Source organism: Streptomyces sp. NPDC006294 (genome assembly GCF_042870895.1).
Lineage (GTDB): Bacteria > Actinomycetota > Actinomycetes > Streptomycetales > Streptomycetaceae > Streptomyces.
The window spans coordinates 57,736-71,893 of the sequence record NZ_JBIAHV010000010.1 but is presented as its reverse complement, the minus strand read 5'-3'; the positions used below and the strand labels follow the sequence as shown (position 1 = coordinate 71,893).

At 73.6% G+C, this 14,158-nt stretch carries 11 protein-coding genes; 5 read left to right on the top strand and 6 right to left on the bottom strand.

Annotated features, from left to right (window positions below; all coding sequences use genetic code 11):
- Positions 1-103: 103 nt before the first annotated feature.
- The 3 genes from ACFYOP_RS19300 to ACFYOP_RS19290 form a co-directional block, all read right to left on the bottom strand.
- Positions 104-754: a hypothetical protein gene (locus ACFYOP_RS19300; protein WP_356894431.1), complete on the bottom strand. Its 651-nt coding sequence runs from the start codon at positions 752-754 to the stop codon at positions 104-106.
- Between the two features lie 201 nt (positions 755-955).
- On the bottom strand, positions 956-3,367 hold the full coding sequence (locus ACFYOP_RS19295) for a dolichyl-phosphate beta-glucosyltransferase (RefSeq protein WP_356894429.1): 2,412 nt from the start codon (positions 3,365-3,367) through the stop codon (positions 956-958).
- Complete coding sequence (locus tag ACFYOP_RS19290; protein ID WP_356894424.1) at positions 3,364-4,125, bottom strand: GntR family transcriptional regulator; 762 nt, start codon at positions 4,123-4,125, stop codon at positions 3,364-3,366. The genes ACFYOP_RS19295 and ACFYOP_RS19290 overlap by 4 nt, the downstream gene beginning before the upstream one ends.
- 101 nt (positions 4,126-4,226) lie before the next feature.
- Between ACFYOP_RS19290 and ACFYOP_RS19285 the strand changes: the two genes are divergently transcribed.
- Positions 4,227-4,673: a hypothetical protein gene (locus ACFYOP_RS19285; RefSeq protein WP_356894642.1), complete on the top strand. Its 447-nt coding sequence runs from the start codon at positions 4,227-4,229 to the stop codon at positions 4,671-4,673.
- 212 nt (positions 4,674-4,885) lie between these two features.
- Here ACFYOP_RS19285 and ACFYOP_RS19280 read toward each other — a convergent pair whose 3' ends face one another.
- Positions 4,886-6,241, bottom strand: coding sequence for an aspartate aminotransferase family protein (locus ACFYOP_RS19280; protein ID WP_356894422.1), 1,356 nt, complete (start codon positions 6,239-6,241; stop codon positions 4,886-4,888).
- A gap of 179 nt (positions 6,242-6,420) precedes the next feature.
- Here ACFYOP_RS19280 and ACFYOP_RS19275 point away from each other — a divergent pair, with 179 nt between their 5' ends.
- The 3 genes from ACFYOP_RS19275 (at position 6,421) to ACFYOP_RS19265 (ending at position 9,369) form a co-directional block, all read left to right on the top strand.
- Entirely contained in the window at positions 6,421-7,011 is a 591-nt protein-coding gene (locus ACFYOP_RS19275) for a DJ-1/PfpI family protein (protein WP_356894420.1), read from the top strand.
- Entirely contained in the window at positions 7,008-7,508 is a 501-nt protein-coding gene (locus ACFYOP_RS19270) for a MarR family winged helix-turn-helix transcriptional regulator (RefSeq protein ID WP_356894418.1), read from the top strand. The genes ACFYOP_RS19275 and ACFYOP_RS19270 overlap by 4 nt, the downstream gene beginning before the upstream one ends.
- Positions 7,509-7,635: 127 nt before the next feature.
- Positions 7,636-9,369 (top strand): serine/threonine-protein kinase, encoded by a 1,734-nt coding sequence (locus ACFYOP_RS19265; protein ID WP_356894416.1) that lies wholly within the window; start codon positions 7,636-7,638, stop codon positions 9,367-9,369.
- A 25-nt stretch (positions 9,370-9,394) separates the two neighbouring features.
- Here ACFYOP_RS19265 and ACFYOP_RS19260 read toward each other — a convergent pair whose 3' ends face one another.
- Positions 9,395-10,759, bottom strand: coding sequence for a S1 family peptidase (locus ACFYOP_RS19260; protein WP_356894414.1), 1,365 nt, complete (start codon positions 10,757-10,759; stop codon positions 9,395-9,397).
- Between the two features lie 188 nt (positions 10,760-10,947).
- Between ACFYOP_RS19260 and ACFYOP_RS19255 the strand changes: the two genes are divergently transcribed.
- The gene (locus ACFYOP_RS19255; protein ID WP_356894412.1) at positions 10,948-12,798 is read left to right on the top strand and encodes a serine/threonine-protein kinase; all 1,851 of its coding nucleotides are present in this window, start codon (positions 10,948-10,950) and stop codon (positions 12,796-12,798) included.
- 398 nt (positions 12,799-13,196) lie between these two features.
- Here the strand turns inward: ACFYOP_RS19255 and ACFYOP_RS19250 are convergent, their stop codons facing one another.
- On the bottom strand, positions 13,197-14,000 hold the full coding sequence (locus ACFYOP_RS19250; protein ID WP_356894410.1) for a hypothetical protein: 804 nt from the start codon (positions 13,998-14,000) through the stop codon (positions 13,197-13,199).
- Positions 14,001-14,158: the final 158 nt, after the last annotated feature.

Sequence of the window (14,158 nt, the reverse complement as noted above, 5' to 3'; positions counted from 1 at the left end):
CGAGGCCCGGCGGAGGCCCTCAGGGACACGCCCCCGTACGCACCAGGTGCCCGACATGTGTCGGGCACCTGGTCGGTGGGGTGGGCTGCAGGAAGGCCGGGCGTCAGCTGAAGATGATCATTGATCCCTGGCCGAGGCTCCGCGTCGCCGCCGCGTGCAGGCCCAGCCAGACGTGGCGTTCACGGGCGAAGGGGTTGTCGTCGTAGGGGATCGGGCCGGCCGGTTCCTCGAGGGCCGTCGGGCGGTCCGGGGGTTCCGGTGCGGCCGGCGGGTTGGCCGGGTCGATGCCGATGGACGGGGCCACGTACTCCAGTTCGCGCAGCAGGCCCTGGGTGGAGCCCAAGGGGCCGCCGCCCTCGAGGAGTTCGTCGTTGAAGAGCGGAGCCGGGAAGTCCACCGGCACATACGCGCCGGCGTGGTCGTAGTGCCACACCAGATGGGACTGCTGGGCCGTCGACTCGAACATCTCCAGCAACTGTTCGTAGTCGCCGCCGAGTTCGTCCACCGGCGTCACCGCGAGCCCGCACAGCTGCAGCAGATAGGCACGGCGCAGGAAGTGCAGCGCGTCGTAGTCGAACCCGGCCACCGGCGCGACGTCGCCCGACAGGCCCGGCATGTAGGCGAAGACGGGCACCGTCGGCAGGCCCGCGCCGGTCAGTGCCTTGTCGTAGGACGCGATCTCTTCGGCGAAGGGATTGTCGGGGCTGTGGCACAGCACGTCGACGAGGGGGACCAGCCACAGGTCACAGGCCAAGGGAGGGCTCGCTCTCAGCAGTTCGGGCACGGGTGGTGCGGTCGAGGGTCCGGTGACCGTACGGGGTAGGGCCTGCGGGTCAAAGACGGCGGAAGGTGGAGGAAGCGTGAAGAAGGACGGTGGTCACAGCAGCGTAGTGCGACGGGGGCGGTCCGCGAAGGGACCGTTCAGCACGGTTTCGTACGGTCCGGTACCCCCTTGTCACTCCTCTCCCACGTCCCATACCCACACCCCGGCCACCCTCTCCCCCGGCCGGCCCAGGAGTTTCTCCACCGTCGCGTACAGCGGCCCCTCGTTGTACTGCGGAGCCAGTACCACCGCGCCCGCGTTCCACGCCTCGAGGTCCTGGCGGGCCTGCGCCTGCCAGTTGGGGCCGATGACGGGGACCTGGCCGGAGTTGCGGACGTCGTTCAGCAGGTTGGAGGTGTGGCGCGGGGTCGCGCCGTAGATGCCGATGCGGTCCGGGCCCCACGGACCGTTGAAGTAGCCGCCCGCCACCCGGAAGCCGAGTCCCGTCGCCGACTGCCAGTGCAGGGCCTCCGCGCTGCCGGGGTGCGGCAGCGGGACGGTCACCAGGGACTCGCCGTCGGCGAGGTACTTCTCATACGTGCCCTGCGCGATGAAGCCCGGTATCCCGGGCCGCTCGCGTACGGGATACGGCGTCGGCAGCACCGGAACCAGCGCCGCCGCCAGCGCGGCGAAGCCCAGACCGCGCAGCGGCGGGCGCCAGGCGGCGAGCCGCTGCGCCGTCAGCGCGAGCAGCACCCCGAGGGCGGGCGCGCAGATCATCGCGACCCTCGACTCGATGACCGACTCGAACAGCGGCTGGTGCGCCAGCGCCCGCCACGGGCCGGTCAGCACGATGTCCGTGTACGGAATGCGGAACTTCGCCCCGAGGGAGAGGAACGCCGCGGCGACCGCCGTGAAGGTGAGCGCCTTGACCAGCGGCAGCCGCCACAGGCGGATCACGATCGCGAAGGCCAGCGCGATCAGCGGCCAGCCGAAGAACGCGTTCTGCTCGGTGCGGTTCATGGCCAGCGGGTCGGCGCCCGCGTCGGAGCCCAGCAGCGCACGGCCGGAGAACTGCAGGAAGGCCAGGGGGCTGTTGCCCGCGTGGTCACCGTGCAGCACGCTCTGGTAGCTCTGCGGCCCGAAGAACTGCCAGCCGAGCGGGAACGCCACCAGCAGCAGGCACACGAGCAGCGCGATGCCCGTGCCCTTCAGCAGCGGCCGCCAGGCCGCCCCGGCCACGTCGCGGGCGGCCGGCGCGTACGAGAGGGCGAACAGCAGCATGCCCATCGCGGCGAGCAGCAGCGGCTCCTCGCCGAGGAAGATCTGGTATGTGGCGAACAGGCCCAGCAGTATCCCGTCCCGCCGGACGTCGCGTCCCTCGCACAGTCGCAGCACCCGGTCGATGATCACCGGGATCATGAACAGGACGAGGAAGTTCGGGTGCGCGTTTCCGTGCGACATCATCGGCGGCGCGAACGCGGCGAAGGCGCCGCCGAGGGCCGCCGCCCACCGGTTCGCCACCACCCAGCGGGCGATCAGCAGATACCAGGCGGTCGCGGTCGCCGCGAGCCCCAGCGTGAGGACGAGCGCCCAGGTGACGGTCGGGCCGAAGGCGAGGGTGACGGGGGTGAAGGGCACGGACAGCCCGAGCATCACCGTGTTCGCCATCAGGTTCACGCCCTCGGGATTGTTCTGGAGGGTCGTGAAGAGCGGATTGCGCAGATGGACCACGTTGTCGGCGGTGACGGCGAAGAACCACTCCCACTGGTTCTGGTCCTGGCCGGCGTCACGGATGTACGCGCGGTCCAGGTCCGTCCACAGCCCCTTGTAGAGCAGCACGGACGCCACGAGGAACAGCCCGGTGACGGCCAGGTCGACCCGCCGCACGGCGCGGGCGCGCAGCCGCAGCAGTTCGAGGAGCACCTTGCCGTAGTCGGCCGGTCTGACCTTGGAGCCGGCGACGTGCGACCAGCGGACCGGGACCTCGGTCACCGGCCAGCCCTGGCGCCGGAAGAAGCGGAGCACCTCGACGTCGATGGCCCAGCCGTCCAGCCGGGAGTCGGCGAAGGCGGCGCGCGCCTTGTCGCCGTCGAGCAGTTTGAAACCGCACTGGGTGTCCCGGATGCCGGGGACGGCGACCGCTCGTATCAGCCGGTTGCCCATCCGCCCGAGCCACTCCCGCACGCGCCGCTGGTGCACCTCGATCCGCGCGTCGGGGTGGGCTCGCGAGCCGATCGCGGCGGCGGCGCCGACGGACTCCAGCTCCGTCTCCAGCCGGTCCAGCTCCTCGACGGGGGTCGCCAGGTCGGCGTCGGTGATCAGCACCCGCCGGCCGTACGAGGCGAGGACGCCGAGGCGCAGGGCGCTGCCCTTGCCGCGGTTCGTCGCGCTCGTCACGACCTGGATCCGCGGCTCCTCCGACGCGGCCTCCTGCGCGATCTTCGCGGTGGCGTCGGTCGAGCCGTCGTCCACGACGATCAGCTCCCACTCGCCCCAGCGGTCGGGTTCGGCGCACAGATGGGCGCGAATGGCGTCCAGTGTCGGCCGCAGCCGCGCCTCTTCGTTGTACGCCGGGACGACGACGCTCAGATCCACGCTCACCGCTCTTGCCGCCGCTGCCGGTCCTGATGCCGGTTCTGCTCCCGCTGCATGCTCTGCTGTTCCAGCCGGTCCGCCCAGGCCAGGGCGTGGTCGTTGTACGCGCGGATCGCGGTCCGCACGCCCTCCGTGTCCCCGCCGTTCACCGCGTCGACGATGTCCTGGTGCCCGCTCCACAGCCAGTCGGAGAGATCCGGGTCGGCGCGCAGCAACGGCACGGCGAACACCCATGCCTGCACCCGCAGTCGGTGCAGGAAGTCGCAGAGGTAGCGGTTCGCGGCGAGCGCGGCGAGTTCCCGCCAGAAGCGCAGGTCGTAGCCGATGAGGATGTCCAGGTCGCCCGTGCGCGCCGCCCGCGACGCCTCCTCGGCCCGGCGCTGCACGGACAGCAGCGCCTGCGGGGTGGGCGGGCAGGGCCGGTGCTGCTCGAGGTGGCCGAAGATGGCGTACACGACCATGGTCCGGGTCTCGACCATGGTCCGGTAGTCGTCCACGGAGAACTGGTGCACCTTGAAACCGCGGTGCTGGTCGGAGTCGAGCAGCCCCTGCGCAGACAGGTCGACGAGTGCCTCGCGGACGGGTGTCGCGGAGACGCCGTACTGCTCCGCGATCTCCTTGACGGTGAACTCCTGCCCCGGCTGCATACGGCCTGCGAGCACCTCGTCACGGAGAGCATCGGCGATCTGCTGTCGCAGAGTGCTGCGGGTGACGGCGCTCGTGCCGCCGTTCCCGCCACCGCTGCCGCTCCCGTAGCCGGGCATCGTGGCCTTCCCCTTCGCCTTCGGTCCCGGACACGATAGGCCAGGGCCGGCGCGGCGAGTGCGCGGCGTACGGTCTGACCGTGAGGGGAGGCGATGCCCGGATGGAGGACGTGTTCGAGCCGGCCACCGGCGACGGGCCCCAGGTCACCGGGCCGGGCAGGGACGCGGAGGTGCGGACGGCGTTCGAGGGGCTGCTCCGGATCCGCCGAGTGACGAACTCCACGGGCGGCGAGAGCGTGCCCGCGCCGTGGGAGCTGAACCGGACCGTACGCGCCGTGGCCCTGGCACTGGAGGCCGCCGGCCTCCCGCCGTCCGCGGTGGCCGCGGACGACGACACCCGGCGCACGGCCACGGGCTACCGCGTGCGTCCCGGCGAGCGCGCCCGGACGGTGTACGTGGAGTGGCTCGGCCCGCCGGGCGGCGGCGCGGCCCAGGAGGAGGACACCCGGCTCAAGGCGTGCGCCGAGGTGCTGGCGGGGCTGGGCTGGGAGGCGCTGCTGTACCGGGGGCCGCGGAAGCGGCGGTTCCTGGAGGTGGAGCCCTCTTAACGGACCGGGCCGGTCCGGGCCGGTCCGGGCCCGGTCGATCCGGGCCCGGCCCGGCCGTAGGGGGAGTTTGAGGCCACCGCGCGGAGCGCGGGACCGGGCCCCGGCGGAGCGCGGCCCGCCCCCAGGCGTATCGGGGCCGGAGCCCGCCCCCACGCCGCGGAGCCGCACATCCGGTACAAGCGGGGAAGGGGCGGGGCGGGAAACGACCGCGGCTAAGACGTCCACTCGTCCGCCACCGACAGCGCCGCGTCCAGCGCGGCCAGACCCTCCTTGGCCTCCGCCTCGCTGACGTTGCACGCCGGGACCGCATGGGTGCGGTTCATGTTGATGAAGGGCCAGAGGCCGTTCTTCTTGCAGGCCGCCCCGAACGCCGCCATCGGCGCGTTCGCCTCGCCCGTCGCGTTGTACGGGACCAGCGGCTCGCGGGTCTCGCGGTCGCGGACGAGTTCGAGGGCCCAGAAGGCGCCGAGGCCGCGCACCTCGCCGACCGACGGGTGGCGTTCCGCGAGTTCGCGCAGGCCGGGGCCGAGGACGTGCTCACCGATCGCGGCCGCGTGCTCGACGACCTGCTCGTCCTCCATGACCCGGATCGTGGCGACGGCCGCCGCGCACGCCAGAGGGTGGCCCGAGTAGGTGAGGCCGCCGGGGTAGGGCCGCTTGTCGAAGGTCGCGGCGATCTCGGCGGAGATGGCGACGCCGCCCAGCGGCACGTACCCCGAGTTGACGCCCTTCGCGAAGGTGATCAGGTCCGGGACCACGTCGAAGTGCTCGGCGGCGAACCACTTGCCCGTACGGCCGAAGCCGGCCATGACCTCGTCGAGGACGAAGACGATGCCGTACCGGTCGCAGATCTCGCGGACGCCCGCGAGGTAGCCCGGCGGCGGCGTCATGATGCCGGCGGTGCCGGGGATCGTCTCGAGGACGATCGCGGCGATCGTCTGCGGTCCCTCGAAGGCGATGGTGTCCTCGAGGTGGGTGAGGGCGCGGGCGCACTCCTCGGCCTCGGTCGTGGCGTAGAACGGCGACCGGTACAGGAACGGTGCCCAGAAGTGGACGACGCCCGCCGTGGCGCTGTCGCTGGCCCAGCGGCGCGGATCGCCGGTGATGTTGATCGCGGTGGCCGTGCCGCCGTGGTACGAGCGGTAGGCCGAGAGCACCTTCGGGCGGCCCGTGTGCAGCCGGGCCATGCGGACGGCGTTCTCGACGGCCTCCGCGCCGCCGTTGGTGAAGAAGATCTTGTCCAGGTCGCCGGGGGTGCGCTCGGCGATCAGCCGGGCGGCCTCCGAACGCGGCTCCACGGCGAACGCCGGCGCGAAGGTGGCCAGCTGCCCGGCCTGCTCCTGGATCGCCGTGACGACCTTCGGGTGCTGGTAGCCGATGTTGGTGTAGACGAGGCCGCTGGTGAAGTCGAGGTAGCGGTTCCCGTCGTAGTCCCAGAAGTACGACCCCTCCGCGCCGGCGACGGCGAGCGGGTCGATCAGGCCCTGGGCGGACCAGGAGTGGAACACATGGGCACGGTCGGCGGCCTTCACGGCGGCGCCGGCCTGGGGGTCGGCATGAGGGGTCATGCGGACCAGCGTAAGGAGGCGCCGAGCGGCGACGACATGGCCACCTTGTACGGCCTCGGCCGCTTATCTGGGCAGGATGTCGCGCCGTCGCCGTCCTCACGGGAGTTTGACAGCATACTGTCGACATGACAGCCTGTTGTCATATGAGCATGACGGGGGCACACCTTACGGAGACCACCATGACCCGCACCGTTCATCTGGCCGTGTACGACACCTTCGCCGACTGGGAGACCGGCCACACCACCGCTCACCTCACCCGGAACGGCTTCACCGTGAAGACGGTCGGTCCGACGACCGACCCCGTCACCACCATGGGCGGCGTCCGCGTCCAGCCCGACCTCGCGCTCGCCGGCCTGGACCCGGCGGACAGCGCCCTGCTGATCCTCACCGGGGCGGACCTGTGGGACATGGGCGACGACCTCGCCCCCTTCGCCGCCGAGGCCCGCACGTTCCTCGACGCGGGCGTGCCGGTCGCCGCGATCTGCGGCGCGACCGCGGGGCTCGCCCGGGAGGGCCTGCTCGACGACCGCGCGCACACCAGCGCCGTCCCGATGTACCTGGACGCCACGGGATACCAGGGTGGCGCGCGCTACGCCGACACGGACGCCGTCACCGACGGCGACCTGATCACCGCCGGCCCGACCGAGCCGGTCGCCTTCGCCCGGGAGGTCTTCGCCCGCCTCGGGGTGTACGAGGGCGAGAAGCTGGACGCCTGGTACCGGCTGTTCCACGACTCGGACCCGGCGGCCTTCGAGGTCCTGAGCGCATGAGCCCCGCGCACCACCCCCAGGAGCTGCTGACCCGCACGGCCCTCGGCGTCTTCCGGCTGAACGGGCAGTTCATCACCGTGTCCGACGCCCTGGCCCGGGAGGCGGGGCTGACGGCGGCGCGCTGGCAGGTCCTCGGCGCGGTGCTCCGGGAGCCGCAGTCCGTCGCACAGGTCGCCCGCACCATGGGCATCACCCGGCAGAGCGTGCAGCGCATCGCCGACGTCCTGGCGGAGCAGGGGCTCGCGGAGTACCGGCCCAACCCGGCCCACCGGCGCGCGAAGCTGCTGCACGCGACGGCGGAGGGCCGGGCGGCGGTCGGGCAGATCGACCCGGGTCACGCACGGCTGGCGAACCGGCTGCTCGAAGAACTCGGACCGGACGAATTCGCCGAGACCGTACAGGTGTTGGAGCGGCTCTCGGAAGCCATGTCCGTGATCGAGGCGGAGGACGCGGACCGGGCCGGCGCCCCGGCGCCGGCGGTCCCGGGCGACGCCTGAGGGTCCTGGCCGCCGGCCGCCGGTACACGGCAGGGGGCAACAGGCCGGAGCCCGCCCCGTACGGCCGCCGTCGGCGCACTATCCTCGGCCCTGTCGGGGTTTCGTACGGGGGAAGGGCCGCGCGGCGATGGAGCAGCTGGCACCAGGGGATCCACAGAGCATCGGCGAGTACCGGATCCTGGCCCGCCTCGGCGCGGGCGGCATGGGACAGGTGTATCTCGCCCGGTCCGACCGCGGGCGGACCGTCGCGGTGAAGCTCGTACGTCAGGAGCTCGCCGAGCAGAAGGAGTTCCGCGACCGCTTCCGTCTCGAGGTGCGCTCCGCCCTGCGCGTCGGCGGGCAGTGGACGGCGCCGGTGCTCGACGCGGACACGGAGGCGCCGATCCCGTGGGTCGCGACCGGATACATCGCGGGGCCCTCGCTGCACGCGGTCGTCTCCGGCGAGCACGGTCCGCTGCCCGAGCGCAGCGTCTGGCTGCTGGCCTCCGGGCTGGCCCACGCGCTGACGGACATCCACGCGGCCGGGCTGATCCACCGCGACCTCAAGCCGTCGAACATCCTGCTCACCATCGACGGGCCGCGCGTCATCGACTTCGGGATCGCCCGCGCCCTGGACACCGTCACCGACGGCGGTCTCACCCGCACCGGCGCGCTCGTCGGCTCCCCCGGCTTCATGTCCCCCGAACAGGTGCGCGGCCGTCAAGTCACGGCGGCGTGCGACGTCTTCTGCCTGGGCTCCGTCCTCGCGTACGCGGCGACCGGCCGGCTCCCGTTCGGCGCGGCGGACAGCGGCGGGCACGCCCAGATGTTCCGCATAGCGCAGGAGGAACCGGACCTGGTCGGCGTCCCCGCCGGTCTGCTCGACCTGGTCCGCGACTGTCTGCACAAGGAGCCGGAGGCCCGGCCGGCGCTCGCGCGGGTGCTGGAGCGGACGACCGCCGACTCGGACGGCGAACCCTGGCTGCCGGGCGCGCTGATCGCGCAACTGGGGCGGCACGCGGTCCAGTTGCTGGACGCCGAGGACCGGCCCCGTACGCCCGATGCCCTGCCCGCCGCACCCCTGCCCTCGTCCCCGCCTCCCGCGATGCCGACGCTGACGGCTCCGCCTCGCCACGAACCGGCGCCCGCGCCCGCACCCGGACCGGCGCCCGCCTTCACGCCGCAGTCGACACCCGCACCCACGCCTCCCCCGCACTACGGGCAACCGCCGCACCCCGGGCAGCACGGTCAGGCGTACGGATACCCGCAGCCCTACGCCCCGGCCCCGTACCCGCCCGCCGGGCACGGCCCCGGCGCCCCCGCGCCGCGCCGCTCGCGTGGCGGGACACTCGCGCTGATCGCCGTCGCCCTGGTCGTCGCGCTCGGCGCGGGCGGCTCCGTCTACGCGCTGATGGCCGAGGACCGGCCCGGCGGGACGGCCGCGGACCCGAAGCCGGGCGCCGAGACGCCCACCGGTTCCCCGCGGACGCCGACCGGCGACGCCACACCGCCGCCCAGCGGTACGCCGTCGACCGCGCAGGCCGACGGGGACGTGCCGCAGGAGTACGTCGGCACCTGGCAGGCGTCGTTCGACACCGGGGACGGCACCAACACCCGGACCATGACGATCCGTCAGGGCGCGCGGGGCGAACAGGTCATGAGCCTGACCGGCACCGGCCCCAACTACGACTGCCGCTGGTCCGCCACCCTCCGTGCCTCCGGCCCGCCCCTCGAACTCGACCCCACCCGGGTGACGTTCGGCGACCGGACGTCCTGCGCGCCGGGTCAGTGGAGCCGGCTGACCCTGCGGGACGACACCACCGTCGTCCGCGAACTCGTCGGCTCCGGCGGCGAACCCCTCACCTACACCAAATCGGGCTGAACGACCCGCGCCGGAGCGGGCCCGGTCAGCCCCAGCTGGCGCTGTGGAAGCTGCGGTACTCCCGGCGTTCCTGGGCCGACACCAGCCAGCGCGCGGCCAGCAGACCCGTCAGGCTCACCCCGATGAGGCCCACGCCCAGAGCCGGGTTGCCGAAGTCGACGATGGAGGTGACCGTGCGCGACGCGATGCCCTCCTCCGGTCGCACCGGCGGTACCTGCGGCGCGGGCACGGGCGGGGCGCCGGCCCCGTTCTCCGCGCTCTGCCCGGTCCCGCCGTTCGCGTTCCCGTCACCGGGAGGCGGCGGGCCGCCCGTCAGGACCACCCCGAGGCTCTCCAGGGCCGTGGTCACCGGCTGGAAGTAGGTCGTGCCGCCGGTGACGCAGTCCCCGTCGCCGCCCGAGGTGACGCCGAGCGCCAGCCCCTCGGAGAAGAGCGGGCCGCCGCTGTCGCCGGCCTCCGCGCAGACGGTGGTCTCGATCAGTCCGGTGACCGTGCCCTCCGGGTAGTTCACCGTCGCGTCGACGGCGGTCACTTCCCCCGAGCGGAAGCCGGTGGTGCTGCCGCTGCGGAACACCCGCTGTCCGACGGCCGCTTCGCCCGCCCCGACGATCTGCACGGCGCTGCCGTTGCCGGTGTCCACGACGTTGGTGCGGTCCAGGGTGCCGACGTCCTCGTAGCGGACCAGGGAGTAGTCGTCGCCGGGGAAGCCGGCCACGGTGGTGGTGCCGACGAGTTCGTCGCCGTCACGGTCCAGGAACCAGGTGGTGTCGCGCGGCCCGCAGTGCCCGGCCGTCAGGATGAAGGTGTCCCGGCCGTCGGTGACGTTGAACCCCGCCGAGCAGCGGCGCCGGTCGCCGAAGACGGGCGTGCCGCCGCTCACCCGGGTGGTGAAGGCGCCGGAGGTCCGCTCCATGCGCACGAAGCCGCCGATCCGCTCGGCGAGGCCGGACAGCTCCGACCACTCCTCGGCCGAGACGGTGCTGTCGGCGCGCACGGTGACGCTGTTGTCGGCGTAGTCCACCGACCAGGCCGTGCCCGCCACGCGGGGCGCCGAGCGCAGCTCCTCGGTGGCCGAGCGGAGCTGCTCCATGCTGTGCTCGACGACCTTCGCCTCCGCGCCCGCCCGGCGCGCCTCCTCCGCCGCGTCCCGGTCGGTGACGGCGACGACCGTCCGGCCGTCGGCGCCGGTCCAGCTGCCGGCGGTACGGGACGGGCCGAGCCGCGAGACGACGTCCGCGGCCGGGTCCGTCTGCGGCCCGCCTGCGGGCGGCGCCTCGCCGGCGACGGCGCCGGAGACCATCAGGCCGCCGCTGAGCAGCCCCACGGCGGCGGCCAGCCGCACGATCCGCTGGAGTTTCCGTCGTGCGCGCCTCCGGCGTGTGTGTTTCATCCGCAGCCCCATGGTCGTGACGGAACGGTCTGACCGTTGGCGGGGGCCCCGGGCTCCGGGGCCCCCGCGTTCAGTACGTGCGCCAACGGCGGTGTGTTCAAAGACGGCGCCCGCCGCGCCCGGCCGGTGTGTCCGACGGCGCTCCCGGAAGCCCGGCCGGCCCCGGCCGGGTGTGCGAGGATCCGGGCGTGGATGCCTTGATGCCCGAAGACCCGCCGCAGATCGGCCCCTTCCGGCTGCTCGGCCGGCTCGGGGTGGGCGGGATGGGCCGCGTGTATCTCGCCCGGTCCGCCGGCGGGCGCACGGTGGCCGTCAAACTCGTACGGCCCGAGCTCGCCGCGCAGGACGAGTTCCGGCGCCGGTTCACCCGCGAGGTGGAGGCGCTGGAGCGGGTCGGCGGATCCGGGACCACGCCGGTCATCGCGTCCGACACGGCCGCCGCGTCGCCCTGGGTCGCCATCGGGTACGTCCCCGGGCCGTCGCTGCGCAGCGTGGTCGTCGACCAGTACGGGCCGCTGCCGGCGTACTCGGTGCGCGCGCTCGCCGCCGGACTGGCGGACGCGCTCGGGCACATCCACGCCGCCGGGCTGCTGCACCGGGACCTGAAGCCGTCGAACATCCTGCTCACCGTCGACGGGCCCCGCATCATCGACTTCGGGATCGCCCGCGCCGTGGACACCGTCACCGACGGCGGGCTGACCTCGACCGGCGCGGTCGTCGGTTCGCCCGGCTTCATGTCGCCCGAGCAGGTGCGCGGCGAGCGGCTCACGCCCGCGTCCGACATCTTCTGCATGGGCGCCGTGCTGGCGTACGCGGCCACCGGGCGCCCGCCGTTCGGGTCCGCCGACAGCGGGGTGCACGCCGTCCTGTTCCGTATCGCGCACGAGGAGCCGGACCTGACCGGGCTGCCGCCCGAGCTGGAGTCGCTCGTACGCGGCTGTCTGGACAAGGACCCGGCCGCGCGGCCGGCCTCCGCCGAGCTGGCGAACGTGACGCTGCCCGGTGAACCCTGGCTGCCCGCGGGGCTGTTGGCCGGGCTCGGCCGCCACGCGGCCCGGCTGCTCGACGCGGACGGCGACCCCACCCCGCCGACGCCGGTCGCCGCCGTCCCCGCCGCCCCGCGCAGGCGCCGGCGTACGGTCCTCGCCGCCGTCTGTGCGGCCGCCGTCCTCGCCGCCGCCGGCACGTACGCCGCCCTGACCCTGCGGGACGGCGGCGGGACGGACGACGCCAAGGGGACGCCGGGCGCGACCGGCTCCCCGGCCGGGTCGTCCAACGGCCCGGGCGGCTCCGGCGGCACCGTGCCCGACGACTTCCTCGGCGCCTGGGAGGGCGTCCTGCGCGGCAGCGCCGACGCTCCGTACGAGACCGGGCGCATCGAGATCACCCAGGGCCGGGCCGGCGAGAAGACGGGCGTGTACGTGCATGTCTCCGGCGAGCGGCTGTGCATGGGCCGCTCCACGCTCGTCTCCGCGGACGCCGACGGGATCGTGTTCGGCGAGAGCGACGTCACCACCAGCGTGCCCGAGAAGCGCTGCACGCCCGCGGCGCACCAGACCCTGACCGTACGGTCCCCCGACGTGCTGGAGTGGACGTCCGGCGACGTCAGTGCCACCTTCCACCGGTCGCAGAGCGGGCCGAAGGCGGTCCCGTCCGCCTTCGTCGGCCACTGGCAGCAGAAGTTCGAGGTGCTCGACGCCCCGCCGGACCACGAGGAGAACCGCACCTTCGAGATGACCGTCACGCAGGGGCCGGTCGGCGCCCCGCTCGTACGGTTCTCGGAGAACTACCCGCGCGTCGACGACGAGACCGGCGCCGAGACGGGCGACCTGGTGCACTGCGAGAGCACGGCCGTGCTCGGCGGCGTCGGCGACCTCGTGGTCCTCGGGCCGCCGGTGCCGGAACCGGGCTCCGACCGCGAGTGCTCCCCGTCCGGCTCGTCGCAGAACCTGCGCGTCGACCGCCTCGGGGGCAAGGAGCGCGTCCTGATGTACGGGATGAGCGCCGACGGCGAACCGGCGGAGTACTTCCGCAAGTGAGGAGCCGTCGGGCCGCCGTCAGCGCCGTCTGAACGGCGGACCGGCATCGGGCGTCCCGACCCGGAAACGGCCCCCGCGCACGCCCACCTGCCGTGCGCGGCGCCGAAGGGCCTGCGGGTGTGCGGCGAGGACTGAGCCGGGCCGCCGCCGGGGCCCGAGGGCCGCATCACGGATGCCGTACCGCCCACGGAAAACCCCCGGGCGCGGATCCGCGGCGAAGGCGCTCGGCCCTCGCCGCGGATCTGCCCCTCGGGGGCTTCCAGTGTGCCGCGGTTGCCCCGCAGTGACGAGTCGATCTCGAACGTCGGGGCCCCACACCGCCTGCCGGATCCCGGGCACGGCCCCGGTACGGGACGGGACGGCACCTTCCACGCATCACCACCCGCAGCCGCCGTGCCTCACTGCGGCGGCTGACCGCCGTAGGGCTGGCCGCCGTAGGGCTGGCCGCCGTAGGGCTGGTGGCCGTACGGGGCCGGGGCCGGGGGCTGCTGAGCGTACGGCTGGGGCTGCTGGGGCTGCTGGGCGTACGGCTGGGGCTGCGGCGCCGGGTACGGAGGCTGCGGCCCGCCGTAGGGCTGCTGGGCGTACCCCTGCTGCCCGCCGGGCCCGTACTGCTGCGGCTGGTGCCACTGTGCGGGCGGCAGGCTGCCGGGCGGGAGGTAGGAGACCTGGCCGGGGGAGGGCTCGTGGCGCACGAAACCCGCGGCCTCGAGGTGTGCGCCAGCCTTCTTGTGACGCGCGAAGTTGATCCAGACGCCGAGGCCGACGAGCACGGCGAGGAAGCACACGTAGCCGAGAGCCAGGCCAGGACTGTCGCCCAGGGAGCCGAGCGGGCGCAAGGTCGCGAGCAGGAGCGCGATCGCGATGACCGGCAGCCGCCTCAGCAGCGCGGCTCTGCTGCTCAGGTCGAACAGAACCCGCTTCTTGTTGAGTTCCAGCACCTGCTGCGGGATCTCGGGGACCCGGGGTGCGTAGGGCCAGTACTGCGCGGCACGCGCCTGCGCCTGCGGGCTCGGGTCGGGCGTGAAGGCCAGCTTGATGGAGAAGACCTCCTGCCGGGCCCCGGCGTACTGGTAGCCGAACAGCTCGGCGACGCACACCAGCGTCGCGAGCCGCTTCGTCATCGACATCTTGGTTGTGAACTCGAACGGCATGCCCCGCCGCATGCTGTCGAACAACTGGGTTGTCTGGCGATCCGCCATGTGTCTTCACCCCTGAACCGGCCTCGGCAGTGCTCCCGCCTCGGCGCCGGCGTGAACATTCGGAACACGCAGCCTAACCAGCCGTGTGCACGGCGGGGAGAGGCCCCTGCCCGCCTCGTACAACGGCGGGAAACGACGCGAAGGCCCCGGACGCCGAT

Bases quoted from the DNA above. Each gene is read 5' to 3' on its own strand.
- ACFYOP_RS19275 (WP_356894420.1), top strand. From the start codon at position 6,421: ATGACCCGCACCGTTCATCTGGCCGTGTACGACACCTTCGCCGACTGG.
- ACFYOP_RS19285 (WP_356894642.1), top strand. From the start codon at position 4,227: ATGGAGGACGTGTTCGAGCCGGCCACCGGCGACGGGCCCCAGGTCACC.
- ACFYOP_RS19280 (WP_356894422.1), bottom strand. From the start codon at position 6,241: ATGACCCCTCATGCCGACCCCCAGGCCGGCGCCGCCGTGAAGGCCGCC.
- ACFYOP_RS19290 (WP_356894424.1), bottom strand. From the start codon at position 4,125: ATGCCCGGCTACGGGAGCGGCAGCGGTGGCGGGAACGGCGGCACGAGC.
- ACFYOP_RS19260 (WP_356894414.1), bottom strand. From the start codon at position 10,759: ATGAAACACACACGCCGGAGGCGCGCACGACGGAAACTCCAGCGGATC.
- ACFYOP_RS19265 (WP_356894416.1), top strand. From the start codon at position 7,636: ATGGAGCAGCTGGCACCAGGGGATCCACAGAGCATCGGCGAGTACCGG.
- ACFYOP_RS19250 (WP_356894410.1), bottom strand. From the start codon at position 14,000: ATGGCGGATCGCCAGACAACCCAGTTGTTCGACAGCATGCGGCGGGGC.
- ACFYOP_RS19270 (WP_356894418.1), top strand. From the start codon at position 7,008: ATGAGCCCCGCGCACCACCCCCAGGAGCTGCTGACCCGCACGGCCCTC.